Source organism: Actinomycetospora soli, assembly GCF_021026295.1.
GTDB classification, from domain to species: Bacteria; Actinomycetota; Actinomycetes; order Mycobacteriales; family Pseudonocardiaceae; genus Actinomycetospora; species Actinomycetospora soli.
In genome coordinates this window covers 112,173-130,763 of the sequence record NZ_JAJNDA010000014.1, presented here as the reverse complement: position 1 = coordinate 130,763, position 18,591 = coordinate 112,173, and the positions used below count along the sequence as shown (strand labels likewise).

Genomic DNA, 18,591 nt, shown 5'->3' with positions numbered 1-18,591 from the left:
AATGACGTGTGGTCCGAAGTGGTCAACGGGTCCCTCCCGGTCAAGCGTGCTGTCACGCGCAGTATCGGGAGGAATCGGGCAGGGATCTGTATCACAGACTACAGACGCGACACGGCGCGTCCCGCTCATGAAGAACGTCAGGGACGACGCGGCCCCCGGAGCAGCCGCAGCCCGTTGAGCGCCACGAGCATCGTCGACCCCTCGTGGCCGGCCACCCCGAGGGCCAGCGGCAGGTGCCCGACGAGGTCCCACGTCACCAGGCCCACGATGATCGTCCCCGCGACGACCAGGTTCGCGACCACGGTGCGTCGGGCGCGCCGGCCCAGGTCGAGCAGCCAGGGCAGGCGTCGCAGGTCGTCGCCGAGCACCACGACGTCGGCGGCCCGCACCGTCAGTTCGCGGCTCCCCATCGCCACCCCGACGTCGGCGCGGGCGAGCGCCGGGGCGTCGTTGACGCCGTCCCCGACCACCGCGACGGTGCGCCCGTCGGCCCGCAGCTCCTCCACGACGGTCACCTTGTCCTCGGGCAGCAGGTCGGCCCGGACGTCGGTCACCCCGAGCCGCCCGGCCACGACCCCGGCGGCGCGCGCCCGGTCACCGGTGGCGAGGACCGGCGGGACGGCGGTGCGGGCGGTCAGGTCGGCGACGGTCGCGGCGGCGTCATCCCGGAGGGCGTCGGCGATCCCGAGGGTGCCCAGCACGCGGCCGGTGTCGAGGTCGGTCACGTCCACCCACGTGATCGCGGCGTCGTCGGCGTGCTCGTGAGGGGAGGATTCGCCCGCCCCACCCTCGTGAGGGGACCCCTCGTGCGGCCGGGGAGGGCGGATGTTCCCCTCGCGCGACGGGGAGGCGGCCCGCCCCACCCCGATCCGCCGGCCGCCCACCGTGCCGCGCACGCCCACACCGGGCTCGGCGACGAAGTCGACGACCTCCGCGACGGCGAGCCCACGGCCCCGTGCCGCCGCGACGACGGCCCGCCCGAGCGGGTGCTCGCTGCGAACCTCGACGGCGGCCGCGAGGGCGAGCACCTCGGCGGCGGGCTCCCCGACGACGCGGGGGGCGCCCACCGTGACGGTCCCGGTCTTGTCCAGCACGACCGCGTCGACCGCCCCGAGGCGTTCCATCACCTGCGCCGACCGCACCAGCAGGCCGCGCCGCCCGGCGTTGGCCACCGCGGCGAGCAGGGGCGGCATCGTCGCGAGCACGAGGGCGCACGGCGAGGCGACGATCATGAACGTCATGGCCCGGAGCAGGGCGTCGTCGAGGGTCGTACCGAGGGCGAGCGGGACCGCGAAGATCGCGAGGGTGGCGACGACGAGGCCGATCGAGTAGCGCTGCTCGACCTTCTCGATGAACAGCTGGGTGCGCGCCTTCGTCCGCGACGCCTCCTCGACGAGCTCCGCGATCCGGGCCACGACCGACTCGGCGGCGGGGCGGGTCACGCGCACCCGCAGCGCGCCGCCGGCCGCGACCGTCCCCGCGTAGACCTCGCTCCCGGTGCGGGCGGGGACGGGCAGCGGCTCCCCCGTGATGCTCGACCGGTCGACCTCCGCCGCCCCGTCGACGACGACGCCGTCGGCGGGGATCCCGTCGCCGGGCCGGACCAGGACGACGTCGTCGACCTCCAGGTCCTCGGCGCGGACCTCCTCCTCGGCACCGGCCCCGCCGTCGACGAGTCGCGTCGCGCGGGTCGGCGCGAGGTCGAGCAGCCCGCCCACCGACTCCTCGGTCCGGGCCGTGGCCCAGGCCTCGAGGGCACCCGACGTCGCGAAGATGACGATGAGCAGCGCGCCGTCGACCACCTGGCCGATCGCGGCCGCGCCGAGCGCCGCGACGACCATCAGCAGGTCGACGTCGAGCCGCCGCTCGCGCAGGGCGCGCAGTCCCTCGAGGGCGGGCTCCCACCCGCCGGCCGCGTAGCAGAGCGCGAGGACCGGGCCCCAGGTCCAGGCCGGGGCGCCGACGAGCACCAGCAGCCCACCGACGGCGAACGCGGCGAGGGCGAGGCCGGCCCACCGCGCCTCGGGCAGGCGCAGCAGGAGCGCACGCCGGGGGGCGCGGTCCGGGGTCGTGACGGGACGGGCGTCGAGAGCGGTCACGCCGACACGGTACACACAGATGAACGCTGGTTCATACTTTCATGCCTGACCAACCGCTGAGGTGAGTAGGCTCCCGGGCCATGGGGCACGGGACCGACGGCAGCACCCCGACGCTGTCGAACGACGCCGTCGACGCCGTCGCCCGCACCATGCACGCGTTGTCGACGCCGAGCCGGGTCCACCTGTTGCTGCGCCTGCGCGACGAGCCGCGCACGGTGGGCGAGCTGGTCTCCGACGTCGGCATGGAGCAGTCGGCGGTGTCGCACCAGCTGCGGGTGCTGCGCCACCTCGGGCTCGTGGTCGGCGAGCGGGTCGGACGCCAGATCCGCTACCGGCTGCACGACGACCACGTGGCCCAGTTGCTCGACGAGGCCGTCTTCCACGTCGAGCACCTGACGTCGGGTCGGACCGACCCCTGATCAGGCGAGCGCGGCGACCTCGGGCGCGGGGACGCCGACGGCGTCGTGGAGCAGGGCGACCAGCCGGTCGTCGCGCTCCGGCGAGCCCACCGGTCCCGCGAGCACCGCGGCGCGGTGGAACGCGGCCGTGAGGTGCGGCAGGACCCGGAGGCCGACGACGTACCCGGCGGTGCCGTCGAGCCGCACCCGGCTCCAGCGGCGCTGCGCCCGCGCGGCCCGGGCCAGCAGCCGGCCGGCGAGCGCGTCGTCGGGCTGCACGGCGAGGGCGGCCCGGGCGCACACGGCGACGAGCTCCCACGCGGCGCGCGGATCGCAGCTGCCCGCCGCAGCCAGGGCGGGGACCAGCGGCAGGAGCCGGTCCCGCGCGGCGTCCGAGACGCGGTCGTTGACCTGCTGGGCCAGCGCCGCGAGCGCCGGCGCGGTGCAGCGGGGACGGTCGGAGAACGGCTCGCCCGCCGTCAGGGCGACCTGCTCCATGAGACAGGTCCCCGACTCCGCGCCGGGGTGGGCTCCCCGCGTGAGGCGCTCGGTCACCGTGGACTCCGTCCGTCGGAAGTGGTCGGGGGCCATCCTAAACAGGGATTTCGATCGTTGGGCACCCTGGTTTCGGTGAACCGAAACAGAAGGCTCCGGCGGGCCGACATCCCGACCCGTGCGCGGTCGTACCCGACCCTGCGCCCGACCGACACGTGGGATGTCGCCGCAGCCCCGACCATCACGCCACGCGACCGCCTGGCTACGTTCTGCCACGTGGAGCTCGGCTACCTGACGCACGTGGCGGGCGACCGGCCGGTCCGCGAGGTGTTCCGCGAGACCGTGGAGCTGGCGGTGACGGCGGAGGCGCACGGCGTCGACACGTTCTGGGTGGCCCAGCACCACGGCGGGGCGCTCGAGGGGCTGCTGCCCTCCCCGCTCGTGCTGCTCGCGGCCGTCGCCGCGCGGACGACGACCCTGCGGCTGGGCACCGCGGTCGTCGCCGCGCCGCTGGAGGACCCGCGGCGGCTCGCCGAGGACGCGGCCACGCTCGACGTCCTCTCCGGTGGTCGGCTGGAGCTCGGGATCGGGGCGGGCGCCGACGCCCGGGCGGCCGCGGCGTTCGGGCGCGACCACGGGTGGCGGCACGACGACTGCGGCGCGGTGGCGGACGCGCTGTGCGACCTGCTCGGCGGCGACGCGCTGGTCCCGGCGGCGGCGTCGCTGCGACGTCGGCTCTGGTGGGCGACGTCGTCGCGCGCCGGCGTCGACGCCGCGGCCGCCCGCGGGATCGGGCTGATCTCGGGTCGGCCCGGCATGGAGGGCGAGCTCGGCCGGTACTGGACCCGCTCCCGGATGGACGCCCCGCGCGTGGCGGTGTCGCGGACCGTGGGCGTCGACGAGGACCCGGCGGACGCCCTCGCGCGCTGGGACACCGACCCCGCCCGCGCGTGGGCGACGATGCTCGTCGTGCAGACCCAGCCGGCCCGGGCGCCGTTCGAGGCGCACCGGCGCACGGTCGCCGGGATCGCCGCCGCGCTGCGCCGGGTGCCGGGGCTGCGCTGAGTCGGTCAGGCCACCCGTGGGGCGCACCGGCAGGCGAGGCCCTGCTGGCAGCCGCAGCCGCAGCTCGCGGCGCACCCGCAGGCCGGCCGCAGGTGCCCGGTCGGGTCGGGGCCGAAGAGCACGGAGACGAGGTCGGGCGCGGGGTCGGCCGGTCGGGTCCGCACCCGTCGCGTGACGACGGCGGCCAGCTGCGCCCACGTCCGGCAGGCCGCGCACCCGGCGAGGTGCGCCTCGGCCCGCGCGGTCTCCCGCACCCCCGCCTCGCCGTCGAGACCGGCGGAGATCGCCTCACGACATCGCTCGCAGTCCACGACGGTCAGGTCGTCGCCGGCGCCGCCGGAGTTCCCGGGAACCCGCGGGAGCCGCGCGACGACTGTGCTCACGTGTTCTCCCCCGCCCTGACCCTGCTGTTCACGGTCGCCTTCCTCGCCACCGCGGGCTACTCGCTCGTGCGCCTGGTCGCACTGCTCGCCACCGGCGACCGCGGCGGCAGCCGGGTCGGGGAGCTGGCGCACCTGCTGATGAGCCTCGCGATGCTCGCCATGACGTGGGGTCTCACCGGCGCCCCGTCCAGCCCGGGCGGGGCCCTCCAGATCGTCGTCTTCGCGGTGCTGACGGTGTGGTTCGTGCGACGGATCGTGTGGCCGCCGGCGGGGCACGAGCGCCACGTCGAGGGCTACCACGCGGCGATGTGCGCGGCGATGGCGTGGATGGTCGCGGCGATGCCCGCACTGATGGGCGCCCCGGACGGCGCCTCCGGGGGCCACCACCACGGCGGTGGGGCGGCGGTGGGCGGCCCGCCCGGCTGGGTCACCGGGGTGACCGAGATCCTCGCCGTCGTCTCGCTGGCGGCCCTGGCGTTCTGGCTGGTCCGGGTCGTGCGGCGGGTCCCCGGCGGGGGCTGCGGCCCCGCGCCGGCGGTCCCCGACGACGGGCCGGGCCGGGTCGCGCTGGCGACCCGACCGTCGGTCGCGACCGTGCGTGCGGCGGTCGGACCGCGCCTGGACGCCGGCTGTCACCTCGTGATGAGCGCGGGCATGGCGGTCATGCTCCTCGTGATGTGACGGGGTCGCCGGGGACGGCCCGGGAGTTCCCGGGCGACCGTGCGAGGGTGCTCACGGCGTCGCCCGGGAGCACGGGGCTACCGTGCGGGGCGTGGACGACGCCGCCGTGACCCGGGCCGCCGAGCTCGCCCGGGACGGCGACCGGGCCGCGGCCGCGCGCTTCGTCGAGCTCACCCAGCAGCAGGTCTGGCGGCTGCTGACCCATCTCTCGGACCGCGGCGTCGCCCAGGACCTCGCGCAGGAGACCTACGAGCGGGCCTTCCGCTCGCTGCCCTCCTTCCGCGGCGAGGCACCGGCCCGGACCTGGCTGCTCTCGATCGCCCGACGGGTCGCCGCCGACCACCTCCGGCGCACCGCCCGCCGACCCGCCACGCCCATGGAGCTGCACGACGCCGACGAACCGCTCGGGCGGCCGCGCCACGGCGACGTCGCCGAGGGCGTGGTGCTGCGCGCCGCGGTGGACGCCCTCGACCCCGACCGCCGCGAGGCCTTCGTCCTCACCCAGGTCGTGGGCCTCGGGTACGCGGAGGCCGCAGCGGTGTGCGACTGCCCGATCGGCACGATCCGCTCACGCGTCGCCCGGGCCCGGGCGGATCTCGTCGAGGCGCTCGGCGCGGCGCCGGGCGCCGCCGTGCGGGAGACCCGGGGATGACCTGCGAGGACTGCCGCGAGGAGATCTCGGCCGACCTCGACGGCGAGAGCGACGCCGACGGCCGCGCCGCCGTCGAGGCCCACCTCGGGACCTGCCCCGGGTGCCGGGCCTGGCGGGAGGGCGCCGTCGTGGTCACGCGCTCGGCACGTACCGCCCCCGCCGACCCGGGACCCGACCTCGTCGCGCTCGTGCTCCCGGCCGCACCCCGCCGCCGCGTCGGCCCGTGGGCGGCCCGGGTCGGTCTCGCGGCGGTCGGGGTCGCGCAGCTGGTCCTCGGGGTCCTCGCGCTGACCGGCACCACCGGACACGGGGACGCCGCCATGCTCGGTGCGGACGTGGCGCACATGGGCCACGAGTCCGCGGCGTGGAACCTCGCCCTCGGGGTCGCCTTCCTCGCGGGCGCGCGGTGGGTCCGGCACGTCGCGGGGCTGCTGCCGGTGCTCGGGGCGTTCATCCTCGTGCTCGGCACGCTCAGCGCCGTCGACCTGCTCGCCGGCCGGGTCGAGCCCGCCCGCATCCTCGCGCACGGCCTCGTCGTCGTGGGGTTCGTGCTGGCGCTCCACCTGGGCCGCCGGCCCGCTCCCGCTCCGCGTCCGGCGGCGGACCGGCCGCCGTCGCGCGCCCCCGACGGCCGGGAGCGTCTCCCCGAGGACGCCCGCCGGCAGGACGCGGCCTGACGGCCTCTCCCCGTCACGCGTAGAGCGCCCGCGCGTTCTCCGCGAGCGTGAGCCGGCCCAGCTCGCCGTCGCCCATGGCGGCCTGCAGGCGCACCAGCTCGCCGATCCGGTCGCCCCAGGGCTCGTCGCTCGCGAACAGCACGCGGTCGTGCCCGGTCCCCCGGCGCTCGATCTCGGCGGCGAGCCACCGCGGGGCGAACCCGATGGCCCAGCTGGTGTCGGTGTAGACCTGCTTGCCGGCCGCGATCCACTCGAAGAACCGGCCGCCGACCAGCTTGATGTGGCCACTCATCCCGCCGCCGAGGTGCACCAGGTGCAGCTTCACGTCGTCGGCGTAGCGCTCGACCAGCTCGCCGACCTGGTCGATGTCGGAGGCCGCACCGGGCGAGGTGTGGACGTGGACCACGCGGTCGTGGCGCCGGGCGGTCTCGAAGATCGCGTCGAGCTGCGGACTGCACGCCGGGTCCGTCGCGGACCCGCCGAGCAGGAAACTGATCTTGATGACACGGACCGGGTCCTCGGCGGCCAGCTCGAGCGCCTTCGCGGTCTCGGCCGCGTCCTGCGGGCGGGGCGAGGCCCAGATACCGGCCCGGAGGCGGTCGTCCTTGGCCGCCGCCTCGAGCACGAGCTCGTTCAGCGCGAACGACGGACCGGGGTCGGGCACGCCGTAGTTCGGGATGACGACGGCGAGCTCGGTCCCCTCCGCGTCGAGGTCCTCGCGCAGCTGGTCGATCGTCTCCCGCGCGCCGATGTCCGGATTGACGGGCGGGCCGCCGTAGAACGGGTAGGAGGGCAGCACGCCGAGATGGCGGTGGGCGTCGGCGACGGGGAGTTCGGGCACGCGTCGACCCTGGCAAGCGCGTGTTTCCCGATGGCTGCGTCCGGATGACGCCGTGTTTCGTCCGGCCGGTCACGGCCCGGCTCGGCCGGTGCCGGTGTGGCCGGTCGGGGTGGTCACGGCGGTCTCCGGGGCGCCGCTGCTCATCGCCCGGCTGATCCGGGCCCGACGACGCGGCGAGGTCGGCTGACCAGTCCGGCCACCAGCACCAACGCCCCGGCCGGCGCCACCACGAGCCACGGCGCCGAGAACACGGCCGTCCGCCCCTCGGCGAGCATGGCGCCCCACTCCGGGGTCGGCGGCTGCACCCCCAGCCCCAGGAACGACAGGCCCGCGAGCGTCAGCATCGCGCCCACGAAGCGGGCGGTGAACGCCGCGCGGAGCGGCTCGGCGATCGCGGGCAGCACGTGCACCCGCAGGATCCACGTCGGTCCGGCCCCGAGCGAGCGTGCCGCCAGCACCCAGCCCTCGGCCCGCGCCGCGACGGTGAGCCGGTGCGCCAGCCGCGCGAACGGCGCCCACCCCAGGACCACGAGCGCGAGCACCGCGGGCGTCAGCCCCGGCCCGAGGAGCGCCGCCACGACCAGCCCCACCAGCAGCGTCGGCACGGCGACGACGAGGTCGACCACCGACTGCACGAGCGTCCCCACGATCCGCGCCCGCGTCCCGTCCAGCCACCCCGTCAGCAGCCCGACCCCGACCCCGATCACGAGGCTGACGACGGCCGCGCCGAACCCGAGCCCGACCGTCCACCGGATGCCGCCCAGCACCCGCGCCAGCACGTCCCGGCCCAGCTGGTCGGTCCCCAGCAGGTGCCGTCCCGACGGCGGGTCGAGCCGGTTCGCGACGTCCGTCGCGTCCGTGGGCCACTCGACCACACCGAGCGCCGCGACCACGACGACGAGCAGGACCCTCACCGCGACCTCGGGTCCAGCGCCCGGCCCGCGAGCTCGGTCGCGAGGGTCAGGAGCATCGCCACGGCGAGCACGACGACGAGCCCCGCCTGGATCGTCGGCAGGTCCCGCGAGCCGATGGCCTCCGCGAGCGTCCGGCCGAGCCCGGGGACGTCGAACACGACCTCGACCACCACGGCCCCGCCGAGCGTGCCGGTCAGGAACGGCCCGGCCTCGGCCAGCACCGCGGTCAGCGAGCGCGGGAGCACGTGGACCCCGAGCACCCGTCGTCGGGACAGTCCCTTGGCCACCGCGGTCGCGGTCGACGGGTGCGCCAGGGCGACCCGCGTCTCGGCGCGGACCAGGCGGGCGGCGAGCGCGGCCGGGAAGAGCGCGAGCGTCAGCACGGGCAGCACCGCGCGGTCCGCCGTGCCCCAGCCGAGCGCGGGCAACCACCCGGCCCACACCGCGACCACCAGCACGAGGGCCGGCCCCACCACGAACTCGGGGACCGCGAGCGCGACCGCGCCGACCCGGTCGACGGCCCGGTCGACGACCCGCCCCGGCCGGTCGGCCGCCAGCACCCCGGCCGGGAGACCGACGGCCAGGGCCACCGCCAGCGCGAGCAGCGCGAGCACCCCCGAGACCCCGGTCGCGCCGAGGACGTCCGGCGCGACCGGCGCCCTCGTCGTGAAGGACCGCCCGAGGTCGCCGCGCAGCGCCCCGGCGAGCCAGGCGAGGTACTGCTCGCGCAGCGGCCGGTCCAGGCCGAGCTCGGCGGCCAGCCGCGCCTCGGCGGCCGGGTCGGGCGCCGAGGCGAGACTGCGCGACCGGATCACCGAGCGCGTGACGTTCCCGCCGAGCAGCCGCGGCAGGCAGAACACGACCGCCGACGCGACGAGCAGGACCGGCGGGACGAGCGCCAGGCGCCTCAGGGCGAGCGCCGCGACGGGGTGAGCCACCGGGAGGAGTCCGGTCACCCGGCCGGGGCGAGGGCCGGGAGCACGGGCCGGAGGTCCAGCGGGTCGGCGACGAAGCCGGTCACGCCCTTCTCCACGGCGGTGTTGCGCGGGTGGACGATCGGCACGCCCACGGCGTCGGTGACCAGCATCGCCGCCGCCTGTCGGTAGATGCGCGCCCGCGCGTCCGTGTCGGTCACGGCGCCCAGCTGCGCCATCAGGGCGTCGAAGGCGGGCGAGCGGTACCGGTCGATCGCGTAGGCGCCGCCGGAGGTGTAGTCCGAGGTCAGCGTGCTCGCGGCGTCCGGGTAGTCGGACAGGTAGCTGCGCGAGTTCAGGAACATGTCATAGCGACCCGCGAGGACCTCGGGCTCCTGCGCGTCGTACTCCCCCACCGTGATGTCGGTGGTGATGCCCGCAGCCTGCAACTGCGCGGCGATCGCCTGGGCGAGGACCGGCAGCTCCGGGCGATTGGGGAAGGTCCAGAGGCGCACGCGCAGCGGGTTCTGCGGGCCGTGCCCGGCCTCGGCGAGCAGGGCGCGGGCCGCCGGCACGTCGGCGGGCGGCGGGGCCTGCGTCGACCCGTAGGGCACGGCGGGCCCGAACAGGTCGGACGCCGGCGCGGCGGCCCCGCCGAGGGCCTGCGCGAGGACGTTCCGGTCGAGCGCGGCGGTCACCGCGCGCCGCACGCGCACGTCGGCGAAGGGCGCCGCGGACTGGTTGAGCTGCAGCAGGATCGTGCGCGCCGACGGGAACTCGCTGAAGGTCACCGACGGGTCGGCCCGGAGCCCGGCCCGGGAGGTCTCCGGCAGGCCCTCGGTGTACCCGACGTCGCCCGAGCGCAGGGCCAGCTCGCGGGTCTGCGGATCGCCCACGTACCGGACGTCGACGCGCGCGGAGCGCGCCCGCTCGCCCCAGTAGCCGTCGAACCGCTCCAGCGTCGCGCCCTCGGTGCCGCGGGCCTCGGTCATGCGCAGCGGCCCGGTCGCCGTGTTCACCGGCGACGGCTGCCCGCCGCCCCGGTAGGCCGCCGGCGAGAGGATCGAGGTGGACCCCGAGCTCAGCCGCAGGGGCAGGACCGGGTCGGGCGCGGTCGTGGTGGCGCGGACGGTCATCGGTCCGTCGGCCGCGACCTGCAGGCCGATGTCGGTGATCGCCCGCGGCGGGGCGGGGCGGCCGAGCACGTAGGTCAGGGCCGTGACCACGGCGTTCGCGTCGAGTGCGGCACCGTCGTGGAACCGCACGCCCTCGCGCAGCGCGAACCGCCACGTGGTGCCGTCCTGGGCCCAGGAGGTCGCGAGGCCCGGCACCGGGTTCCCGCGCGGGTCGAGCGCCACGAGCGGCTCGGCGACCCCGAGCTTCGTCAGCAACCCGCCGTCGTCGGCGTCGAAGGCGTAGCCCGCGCGCGGCGGGAACTGCAGGGCGACGGCCGTCCCGCCCTCCCCGGCGGGCGACCCGCCGCAGGCGGACAGCAGGAGGGCGAGGACGACGACGACCGGCGCGAGGGCTCTCACGATCGAGGATCATCTCAGCAGGTGGTGAAGTATTGGTGATCGGCCCGCCCCCGCCCGTGGGACGCTGCCCGCGTGACGACGATCCCCGCCGGCGACCCGGTCGCGGTCGCGGCGACCGAGGCCGTGCGGCGCGGCGACCTGACCGCGCTCCGGCGGCTGCTGGAGGAGCACCCCGGGCTCGCCGCGGACCGGATCGAGGCGTCGACGCCGCAGCCGACGTCGCGCACCCTCCTGCACGTGGCCACCGACTGGCCCGGACACCACCCCCGGGTCGCCGCGACGATCGCGCTGCTCGTCGAGCACGGTGCCGACGTCGACGCCCGCTTCGCCGGCCCGCACGAGGAGACCCCGCTGCACTGGGCCGCGAGCTGCGACGACGTCGAGGCCCTCGACGCGCTGCTCGACGCGGGAGCGGACATCGAGGCGCCCGGCGCCGTCCTGGGCGGCGGCTCCCCGATCGCGGACGCGCGGGGGTTCGCGCAGTGGGCGGCCGCCCGACGCCTCCTCGAGCGCGGCGCGACGACGACGCTGATCGACGCCGCCACGCTCGGCCTCGACGACCGGGTCCACGCCGCCCTCGCGGCCGGCGCGACGGGCGACGAGATCGGCGCCGCGCTCTGGGGCGCCTGCCACGGCGGACGCCGCAGTACCGCGGAACTGCTCCTCGCCGCCGGCGCCGACCCCGACCACGTGCCGCCGTGGTCCGACGGCACGCCCCTCGACGCCGCCCGGGAGGAGGGCGCCGACGACCTCGTCGCCTGGTTGCGGGCGCAGGGCGCACGCTCGGCCCGCGATCTCGGCAGCTGACGTCACTGGCCCGTCGGGCAGGGGCCGACCGGGTGATGCGGCCGCGGATTTCCGGACACCGACGCCCACCGGGCGTCATTGCCGGACATGCCCACCTGCAGTCGTCTTGCATCTGCGACCCGACCGGGCGACCCTCCCGTCCCGTGACCGCCACCGCGCCCGCCCACGCCCGTCGCTTCGCGATGTCGTGGCCGGAGAAGCGTTCCGTCGCCGGGATGACCGGGTTCGTGCTGCTGCTCCACGTCGTCGGCTGGGGCGTCCTCGCCATCGTGATCGCGCCGAACCGGTACGCCCTCGGCGACGCGGGCGTGTTCGGCCTCGGGGTGGGCCTGACCGCCTACCTCCTCGGCGTGCGGCACGCCTTCGACGCCGACCACATCGCGGCGATCGACAACACGACCCGCGCGCTGCTGGCCGATCGGGGCGAGGACGGGAGCCGGCCCCGGCCCTTGACGGTCGGGTTCTGGTTCTCCCTCGGCCACTCGACGATCGTGTTCGTCCTCGTCCTGCTGCTCGGACTCGGCGTGCGCGCCGTCGCCGGCCAGATCGGCGACGACGACTCCCCGCTGAAGGTCGTCGGCGGCCTGGTCGGCACCGCCGTGAGCGGCGTCTTCCTGATCCTGATCGGCGTGATCAACCTCGTGGTCCTGGTCGGGATCGTGCGGATCTTCCGGCGGATGCGCCACGGCGACTACGACGAGGCCGAGCTCGAGCGCCACCTCGACGAGCGCGGCTTCATGAACCGCGTCCTCGGCCGCGTGACGCGGGCGGTGCGCCGGCCCGGCCACATGTACCCGGTGGGCGTGCTCTTCGGGCTCGGTTTCGACACCGCCACCGAGGTCTCGCTGCTCGTCCTCGCGGGCGGCGCCGCGGCCGCGACCCTGCCCTGGTGGGCCGTGCTCGTCCTGCCGGTCCTCTTCGCCGCGGGCATGAGCCTCTTCGACGCGCTCGACGGCGCGTTCATGTGCTTCGCCTACGGCTGGGCCTTCATGCGCCCGGTGCGCAAGGTCTTCTACAACATCACGATCACGTCGCTGTCGGTCGTGGTCGCGCTGGTCGTCGGCCTGATCGAGCTGAACTCGATCGTCGTCGACCAGCTCGGCATCACCGACGGACCGCTCGCCCGGCTCGCTGCCCTGCCCCTCGACGACGTCGGGTTCTGGATCGTCGGGCTCTTCGTCCTCGCCTGGGCGGCCGCCCTCGCCACCTGGCGGTTCGGCCGGGTGGAGGAGCGCTGGGAGCAGGGCCTGCGAGCGGGGCGAGCGGCGGCGACGGGGAGTGTCTCAGTCCCGTCGGACCAGGTAGGTGTCCATGATCCAGCCCTTGCGCTCCCGCAGCTCGGCCCGGGTCGACAGGATCTCGTCCCGCACGTCGCCGAGGCGCCCGCCGATCAGCGTCTCGTCGGGCGTGCCCAGGTAGGCGCCCCAGTAGACGGTCGCCTCGTCGGGCAGGGCGTCGACCCCGTGCTGGTCGGCCCCGTCGAGCATGACGACGAGGTCGGCACGCTCGGCCGGGGTGCCGGCGATGACCTGCCGGGCGGGGGTCACGACGGCGGGTCGTCCCGTCCGGGTCATCGTCACCCGGTGCGCCGCGGTCAGGGCCGCCGGGGCACTGATCCCCGGGATCACCGTCCACGCGACGTCGACGTTCCCGCGCTCGACGATCCGCTCCACGGTGTCGACGGTCCCGTCGTAGATGCCCGGGTCCCCCCAGGCCAGCAGGGCGACCGACCCGCCGTCGGGGACCTCGCCGGCGATCAGCTCCTCGTAGAGCGCGAGGCGCTCGTCGCGCCACTCCTGCGTCGTCTGCAGGTAGCGGCCCTCCTCGGTCGTGCCGCGCTCGCGGTGCGCGTCCTGCCGACGGACGATCCGCGCCTGCGGGGCGAAGCGCTCGGCGAGCGCGGTGCGCGCGTCGGTCAGCTCGTCCGCGGCGCCGCGCTTGTGCAGCAGCAGGACGACGTCCACCGACGCGAGCGCCTCGACGGCGTCGAGCGTGAGGTGGCCGGGCGAGCCGGCTCCGATGCCGACGACGAGGACGGTGCGCATGCCCGCCATCCCACCGCACGACGACGGGCCGCCCCGGACCCGGGTCAGACGCTGCGGTACCCGAGCCGGTCGGGGCCGGAGGCGCCGCCGCGGCGGTCGAACAGGGTGACCAGTGAGCGGTCGCGCGGGACCGGCCGCACGGCGACCCCGTCGAGGTAGGCCCGCCCGACCGCCCGCACGGCGGCGGTGACGGCCGGCCGGGGTCGGGGCAGCCCGTGCGTGACCCGGAGGTTCTCCGGGGAGATCGCCGCCAGGACCTCCGGCCCGAAGGGACGCAGCGGCGCCGGCAGGACCCGGCGCGAGAAGTCCTCCACGAGCGCGTCCGCCACCGCCCGTCCGGCCTCGCTCGGCGCGAACTCCTGCTCCTCGTACCGGTGCATCCACGTGCGGAGCTCCTCCCGGCTGCCCGGGATGTCCCGCAGGTGCTGCCGGACGGCCACCGCCCGCCAGAACCGCCACTGTCCCTCGAGCTCGACCCGGGTGAAGGGGCGGGCCCCGAGGCCGGCCGCGATCTGCTCGGGGTCGAGGGCGAGCGTGCCGAGGGTGTAGAGCGAGTCCTCGTCCCGGATCGGGAAGTGCGCGTGGATCGCGTTGAGCCGCTCGATCCACCGGATGCCCTCCGGGGAGTCCGGGCCGTGCTCGAGGAAGCGGCCGAAGAAGACGATGGTGTCGTCGTTGCGACCCGCGGTGTCCGTGATGATGTCGCCGGTGCCCCGCCGCCACAGGATGCGGCCCATGGTCGGGACGGCGACCTGCTTCATGAACGACACCGTGAACATCGCCAGCACGAGCGCCCGGTGTCCGTGCAGGGTCTCCAGGCTCGTCCGCGCGATCTCGGTGTGGTCGCGCTCCGGGTCGAGCGTGGTGAGCCGGTGGCGCTCCGTCGCGCCCAGGACCCAACGCATGCCGCCTCCGCACAAAGTAGGAACGGTTTCGTGTCAGCTTTGCACCCTGCTCCGGACACGGAGCCGTGTCAAGATGGCTCCCGATGGCACCGGGTGTGACACGACCGCATCGCGGGGTGAGCGCGGCCGAACGCACGGCCGCGCGCCGGACGCGGCTCCTGGACGCGACGCGGGGGCTGATCGCCGAGCAGGGCTCGACGGGCCTGTCGGTCGACGGCGTGTGCACCCGGGCGGAGCTGACCAAGCGCTACTTCTACGAGAGCTTCTCCGGGCTCGACGCCCTGCTCGTCGCGGTGTTCGACGACGCCACGGCCGCACTGCGCACCGCACTGCGGACCGCCCTCGCCGACGCGCCGCCGGAGCTCGAGGACCGCATCCGCGTCGTCGTGCGGTCCGTGCTCACCGCCCTCGCGGCGGACCGCGGCTGGGCGCGTCTGTGGGCCGAGGCGCCCGCCCACGCGACGCTGCGGTCGCGGCGGCACGGGGTGATCGACGAGTTCGTGGCCGCCCTGTCCGGCGAGCTCGCGGCCGATCCGGCCAGCGGGCAGGACCCCGCCGTCACCCTGCTGACGCTCGTGGCCGGGGTGACCGAGGTGGTCGACCGGCGGGCGCTGCACGACCTGCCGATCGCCGACGAGGCCCTCGTGTCCCACCTCGCGGCCGTCGGCATCGCGGCCTGCGCGCCGCTGCGTCCGCGACGCTGACCGGACCTCACGCCCGCGGGTGGAGGCGCACCTCGCGCCGGTCACCGAGATCGACCTCGACGTGTGCGCGGCCCGCGTCGTCCGCGACGACCTCCCCCGCGGCCGCCCCGGAGACGGCGTAGCACCGGCCGGGCACGAGCCGGTCGACGGCGAGCGTGGTGCGCACGGGTCCGGCGCCCGGCCGCAGCACCAGGTCGAGCGCGTCGCCGTCGGTGAGCGCCCGGGCCACGAGGACCTCGGGATACGCCGCCCCGGCCAGGCGTGGTCCGGTCCGCCAGGCCGCCGGGACCGCGCCGTGGCCGACCAGGTCCCGCAGCCCGTGCGGACGCCCGAAGCGTCCGAGGACGGCGTAGAAGTTCACCATCGGGGAGACGCCCGCGATCCGCCGGGCGCCGTGGCTCTCCTCGACGCCCTCCCGCTCGGCGAGCAGCGTCGCGGCCGCGTCCGCCATCTCCTCGTCACCGATCTCCCGCGCGGCCATCGTGATCGCGACCTGGCCGAACGTGTCCCGGCCCAGCGTGTAGTAGCCCGGGTCGAGGCGGTTGACCAGGCGGGGCGGCAGCTGCGGTCGTCCGTCCCGCAGCGCGAGCCCGGTGCGGCGCAGCAGCCACCAGGTGCGCTGGGCCAGGTCGGGGAACGCGGGGTGGAGCCAGTAGGTGGTGTTGAGCGCGACGGCCGCGCCCGCCCAGAAGTTCCACGACAGGCCGAGGTGCCGGGCCCGGACGCCGACGATCCGCCCGTCCGGGCGCAGGAACTCGTGCTCGTAGGCGTGGTGCAGCCGGTCCCGGACGTCCTCGAACAACGCCGTGCCGCGCGCCCGGTCGTGCGCGAGCAGCGCGGTGATCCCGAAGGCGTTGCAGACCGTGTAGATCCAGTTCGGCTCGCACGGGATCAGGGCGTAGTCCGAGCGGGACATCCCGCCGTGCAGCTGACGGGCGAGCGCGGGGAAGTCGTGCGCGTAGGCCTCGTCGTCGGACCAGCGGTAGGTCAGGGCGCCCGGCCGCGAGTAGCGGTCGTCGTTGAGCAGCTCGTAGAGGCCCACCATCGTCCCGTGCCACCCGGTGAGCATGATGTTCTCGTCGGTGTCGAACGGGTCGCGGTTCGTCGAGAGGTTGCCCCACAGGTTCTCGGTGCGCCAGTAGCCCCAGACCCTGCGCAGCAGCATCTTCTCGATCGCGTTGCGCTGGGCCTCGGCGACGTAGCCGGAGAACGCCGGGGTGCGGGTGTACTGCGACATCGCGATGCCGTCGCCGAGCGCCGTCAGCTGGTAGCGCAGCGCGCCCTCGCGGTACTGCTCGAGCACCACGAGCCCGTCGAAGCCGTCGACCGGCTGGAGGGCGACGTCGAGGGAGTACCGCAGGTGCGCGAGGTCCTCCGGGGAGCTCTCGGCGACGGGGAGCGCGCTCGTGAGGTCCGGAGGGCCCCCGACCGCGAACCGGACGCGCGCGAGCTCGGCGTTGATCGCCCGCCCACGGCGGCGCTGCCCGGCGTGCCGCACCCGGTGGACGACGAAGGCGAGCGCCGGCGCGACGACGACCGCCGCCGGGACCGCGACCGGCGCCCACGGCTCGACGCCGCCCGCGGACGCGAGCGGCGCGACACCCGCCGCCAGGAGCCAGACCAGCGGCGGCAGGACGACCGGGCCCGCGTACCACCAGACCAGCAGCGACACCACGAACGCCGCCGCCGCGACCGCGGCGAGCACCGGCGAGCCGGTCGCCACGAACCCGCCACCGGGCACGACGAGCCCCAGCCCGAGCGTCGTCACGACCGGCCCGGCGCCGACCCAGCCCGGCAGAGACCCGACGAGCCAGACCACGCCGTACACGGCGAGCGCGCGGCGCATCCGGCGGGCGGTGACGGGCGCGAACGCGGGGACCTCGGGCAGCAGGACCGTCGTGGTGCGGCCGGTCGCGGTGCTCATCGGGCCCCCTCGGACGGCGCCGGACGCCGGGCCGGCGGGGCGAAGCCGACCTGCACGGGCGCCGTGCCCGGGACCAGCCGATGCAGGACGTCACGGACGACCGCGACCACCAGACCCAGAGCCACGCAGCACGCCACGACGGGCATGCTCGTAGTTGACACGACTTGGTGTCAACTTGTGCTCAGTCCTGCGCGGCGGCCTTCTCCTTGGCGGCCTTCTTCTGGGCCTGCTTGAAGTCGCGCACCTCGGCGAGCGTGGTCTGGTCGACGACGTCGGCGATCGAGCGCCGCGAGCCCTCGTCGCCGTAGCTCCCGGCCGCCTCGCGCCAGCCCTCGGCGTCGAGCCCGAGCTGCTTGCCGAGCAGCGCCGTGAAGATCTGCGCCTTCATCTTCCCCCAGCCGGGGAGGGCGTTGAGGCGTCGGAAGACGTCGCGCCCGTCGGCGGCCTCGGTCCAGATCCGGGTGACGTCGCCGCCGTAGTCCTCGACGATGGCCCGGCACACCGCCTGGACCCGCTCGGCCATCGACCTCGGGTACCGGTGCAGCGCGGGCGGGCCGGTGAACGCCGCGACGAGCGCGTCGTGGTCGTAGTCCGCGATCTTCTCGGCGGTGATCTCGCCGATCCGGTCGGTCAGCAGCGCCGGTCCGGCGAACGCGCGTTCCATCGGGAACTGCTGGTCGAGCACCATCCCGATGAGCAGCGCGAGCGGGTTCTGCGAGAGGACCTCGTCGGCCTCCGGGTCCTGGGCGAGGGTCAGCTGCGGTGCCACGGCGCTCAGCCTAGGGGCTTGCGCAGCACGGCGAACCGGAAGTCGTCGCCGCGCGGGAAGCCGACGCCGGGCTCGCCGTACGGGAACGGCTTGGTCTCCTCCGTGCGCACGTACCCGCGCCGCTCGTACCAGGCGATGAGGTCGGAGCGCCGGTCGATGACGTGCAGCTCCATCGTCGTGGCCCCCGCGGTGCGCGCGTACTGCTCGGCCGCCGCCTGCAGGGCCTTGCCCAGCCCGCTCCCCTGCATCCCCGGGCGCACCGCGAACATCCCGAACACGGCGGTCTCCTCGCCGGCACGGTGGGTCACGGCGCAGCACCCGTCGTGGTCCCCGGCGATCATGAGGTGGATCGACGGGTCGGCGACGTCGGCGGCGAGCAGGTCGCGGGTGGTGCGCGGGCCGTCGATCAGCTCGGCCTCGGTGGTCCAGCCGACCTGTCCGCCCACCCCCCGGTAGGCGGCGTGGACGAGGTCGAGCAGGGCGTCGACGTCCTCGGCGACGGCGGGACGGATCGTGAGCGGGGCACTGGTCACGTCCCGCAGTGTGCGCCCGCCGTCGGGTCGCGGACACCGTCGGGTCGTGCCGGGCGGGGCCCGTGGTCCCCGCGCCGCCGGGAGCGGGGGCGGCCACGCGCGGTCGGCGGGAGCCAGCGGTGTGGCGACCTGCTGACGTCCGACGTCAGCGGTGGCACACGGCTGACATCGCCGCCGCCACGTCCCGCACCACGATCGATCGTCGGCACGCCGCCCCGCATCCCGGTGTGTGTGCGCGACGCCCAAGTCT

Annotated in this window: 19 protein-coding genes and 1 pseudogene; 8 read left to right on the top strand and 12 right to left on the bottom strand. The window is 75.9% G+C overall.

Going from position 1 to position 18,591, the window contains the following annotated elements; all coding sequences use genetic code 11:
- Positions 1-137: 137 nt before the first annotated feature.
- Positions 138-2,099: a heavy metal translocating P-type ATPase gene (locus LN037_RS22090; protein WP_308286174.1), complete on the bottom strand. Its 1,962-nt coding sequence runs from the start codon at positions 2,097-2,099 to the stop codon at positions 138-140.
- An 80-nt stretch (positions 2,100-2,179) separates the two neighbouring features.
- Between LN037_RS22090 and LN037_RS22085 the strand changes: the two genes are divergently transcribed.
- Positions 2,180-2,518, top strand: a complete 339-nt coding sequence (locus LN037_RS22085) for an ArsR/SmtB family transcription factor (protein ID WP_230756945.1) — start codon at positions 2,180-2,182, stop codon at positions 2,516-2,518.
- On the opposite strand, the gene LN037_RS22080 is transcribed toward LN037_RS22085, so the two are convergent.
- Positions 2,519-3,052, bottom strand: coding sequence for a hypothetical protein (locus tag LN037_RS22080; protein ID WP_230756942.1), 534 nt, complete (start codon positions 3,050-3,052; stop codon positions 2,519-2,521).
- Between the two features lie 216 nt (positions 3,053-3,268).
- Here LN037_RS22080 and LN037_RS22075 point away from each other — a divergent pair, with 216 nt between their 5' ends.
- Positions 3,269-4,057, top strand: a complete 789-nt coding sequence (locus LN037_RS22075; protein WP_230756940.1) for an LLM class flavin-dependent oxidoreductase — start codon at positions 3,269-3,271, stop codon at positions 4,055-4,057.
- A 5-nt stretch (positions 4,058-4,062) separates the two neighbouring features.
- On the opposite strand, the gene LN037_RS22070 is transcribed toward LN037_RS22075, so the two are convergent.
- Positions 4,063-4,440, bottom strand: coding sequence for a zf-HC2 domain-containing protein (locus tag LN037_RS22070; RefSeq protein ID WP_230756937.1), 378 nt, complete (start codon positions 4,438-4,440; stop codon positions 4,063-4,065).
- Between LN037_RS22070 and LN037_RS22065 the strand changes: the two genes are divergently transcribed.
- From LN037_RS22065 to LN037_RS22055, 3 genes are all read left to right on the top strand, one after another.
- Positions 4,441-5,121, top strand: coding sequence for a DUF5134 domain-containing protein (locus LN037_RS22065; RefSeq protein ID WP_230756934.1), 681 nt, complete (start codon positions 4,441-4,443; stop codon positions 5,119-5,121).
- Positions 5,122-5,212: 91 nt separating this feature from the next.
- Positions 5,213-5,773 carry a sigma-70 family RNA polymerase sigma factor gene (locus LN037_RS22060; RefSeq protein WP_230756931.1) on the top strand — a complete coding sequence of 187 codons (561 nt, stop codon included), beginning with the start codon at positions 5,213-5,215 and terminating at the stop codon, positions 5,771-5,773.
- Positions 5,770-6,450, top strand: a complete 681-nt coding sequence (locus LN037_RS22055) for a zf-HC2 domain-containing protein (RefSeq protein ID WP_230756928.1) — start codon at positions 5,770-5,772, stop codon at positions 6,448-6,450. The genes LN037_RS22060 and LN037_RS22055 overlap by 4 nt, the downstream gene beginning before the upstream one ends.
- Positions 6,451-6,463: 13 nt before the next feature.
- Here the strand turns inward: LN037_RS22055 and LN037_RS22050 are convergent, their stop codons facing one another.
- The 4 genes from LN037_RS22050 to LN037_RS22035 form a co-directional block, all read right to left on the bottom strand.
- Positions 6,464-7,291, bottom strand: a complete 828-nt coding sequence (locus LN037_RS22050; RefSeq protein WP_230756926.1) for an amidohydrolase family protein — start codon at positions 7,289-7,291, stop codon at positions 6,464-6,466.
- 140 nt (positions 7,292-7,431) lie between these two features.
- Positions 7,432-8,205, bottom strand: a complete 774-nt coding sequence (locus LN037_RS22045) for an ABC transporter permease (protein WP_230756924.1) — start codon at positions 8,203-8,205, stop codon at positions 7,432-7,434.
- A complete protein-coding gene (locus LN037_RS33795) occupies positions 8,202-9,143 on the bottom strand; it encodes an ABC transporter permease (RefSeq protein ID WP_230756922.1) in 942 nt (313 codons plus the stop codon). The genes LN037_RS22045 and LN037_RS33795 overlap by 4 nt, the downstream gene beginning before the upstream one ends.
- A gap of 14 nt (positions 9,144-9,157) precedes the next feature.
- Positions 9,158-10,654, bottom strand: coding sequence for an ABC transporter substrate-binding protein (locus LN037_RS22035; RefSeq protein WP_230756920.1), 1,497 nt, complete (start codon positions 10,652-10,654; stop codon positions 9,158-9,160).
- A 72-nt stretch (positions 10,655-10,726) separates the two neighbouring features.
- Between LN037_RS22035 and LN037_RS22030 the strand changes: the two genes are divergently transcribed.
- Together LN037_RS22030 and nicT are read left to right on the top strand one after the other, a co-directional pair.
- Positions 10,727-11,461: an ankyrin repeat domain-containing protein gene (locus LN037_RS22030; RefSeq protein ID WP_230756918.1), complete on the top strand. Its 735-nt coding sequence runs from the start codon at positions 10,727-10,729 to the stop codon at positions 11,459-11,461.
- 182 nt (positions 11,462-11,643) lie between these two features.
- Positions 11,644-12,711: pseudogene (gene nicT / locus LN037_RS22025) on the top strand (Nickel transporter NicT); the annotation flags it as partial.
- A gap of 33 nt (positions 12,712-12,744) precedes the next feature.
- On the opposite strand, the gene cobF reads toward nicT, so the two are convergent.
- Positions 12,745-13,506 (bottom strand): precorrin-6A synthase (deacetylating), encoded by a 762-nt coding sequence (gene cobF, locus LN037_RS22020; protein ID WP_230756917.1) that lies wholly within the window; start codon positions 13,504-13,506, stop codon positions 12,745-12,747.
- Between the two features lie 44 nt (positions 13,507-13,550).
- Positions 13,551-14,411, bottom strand: a complete 861-nt coding sequence (locus tag LN037_RS22015) for an oxygenase MpaB family protein (protein WP_230756914.1) — start codon at positions 14,409-14,411, stop codon at positions 13,551-13,553.
- A gap of 116 nt (positions 14,412-14,527) precedes the next feature.
- On the opposite strand from LN037_RS22015, the gene LN037_RS22010 reads away from it, so the two are divergent.
- Positions 14,528-15,115 carry a TetR/AcrR family transcriptional regulator gene (locus tag LN037_RS22010; protein ID WP_230756901.1) on the top strand — a complete coding sequence of 196 codons (588 nt, stop codon included), beginning with the start codon at positions 14,528-14,530 and terminating at the stop codon, positions 15,113-15,115.
- 7 nt (positions 15,116-15,122) lie between these two features.
- Here LN037_RS22010 and LN037_RS22005 read toward each other — a convergent pair whose 3' ends face one another.
- From LN037_RS22005 to LN037_RS21995, 3 genes are all read right to left on the bottom strand, one after another.
- Positions 15,123-17,039 (bottom strand): linalool dehydratase/isomerase domain-containing protein, encoded by a 1,917-nt coding sequence (locus tag LN037_RS22005; RefSeq protein ID WP_230756898.1) that lies wholly within the window; start codon positions 17,037-17,039, stop codon positions 15,123-15,125.
- Positions 17,040-17,220: 181 nt separating this feature from the next.
- The gene (locus tag LN037_RS22000; protein ID WP_230756895.1) at positions 17,221-17,808 is read right to left on the bottom strand and encodes an HhH-GPD-type base excision DNA repair protein; all 588 of its coding nucleotides are present in this window, start codon (positions 17,806-17,808) and stop codon (positions 17,221-17,223) included.
- A gap of 5 nt (positions 17,809-17,813) precedes the next feature.
- Positions 17,814-18,341 carry a GNAT family N-acetyltransferase gene (locus tag LN037_RS21995; protein ID WP_230756890.1) on the bottom strand — a complete coding sequence of 176 codons (528 nt, stop codon included), beginning with the start codon at positions 18,339-18,341 and terminating at the stop codon, positions 17,814-17,816.
- Between the last annotated feature and the right edge of the window lie 250 nt (positions 18,342-18,591).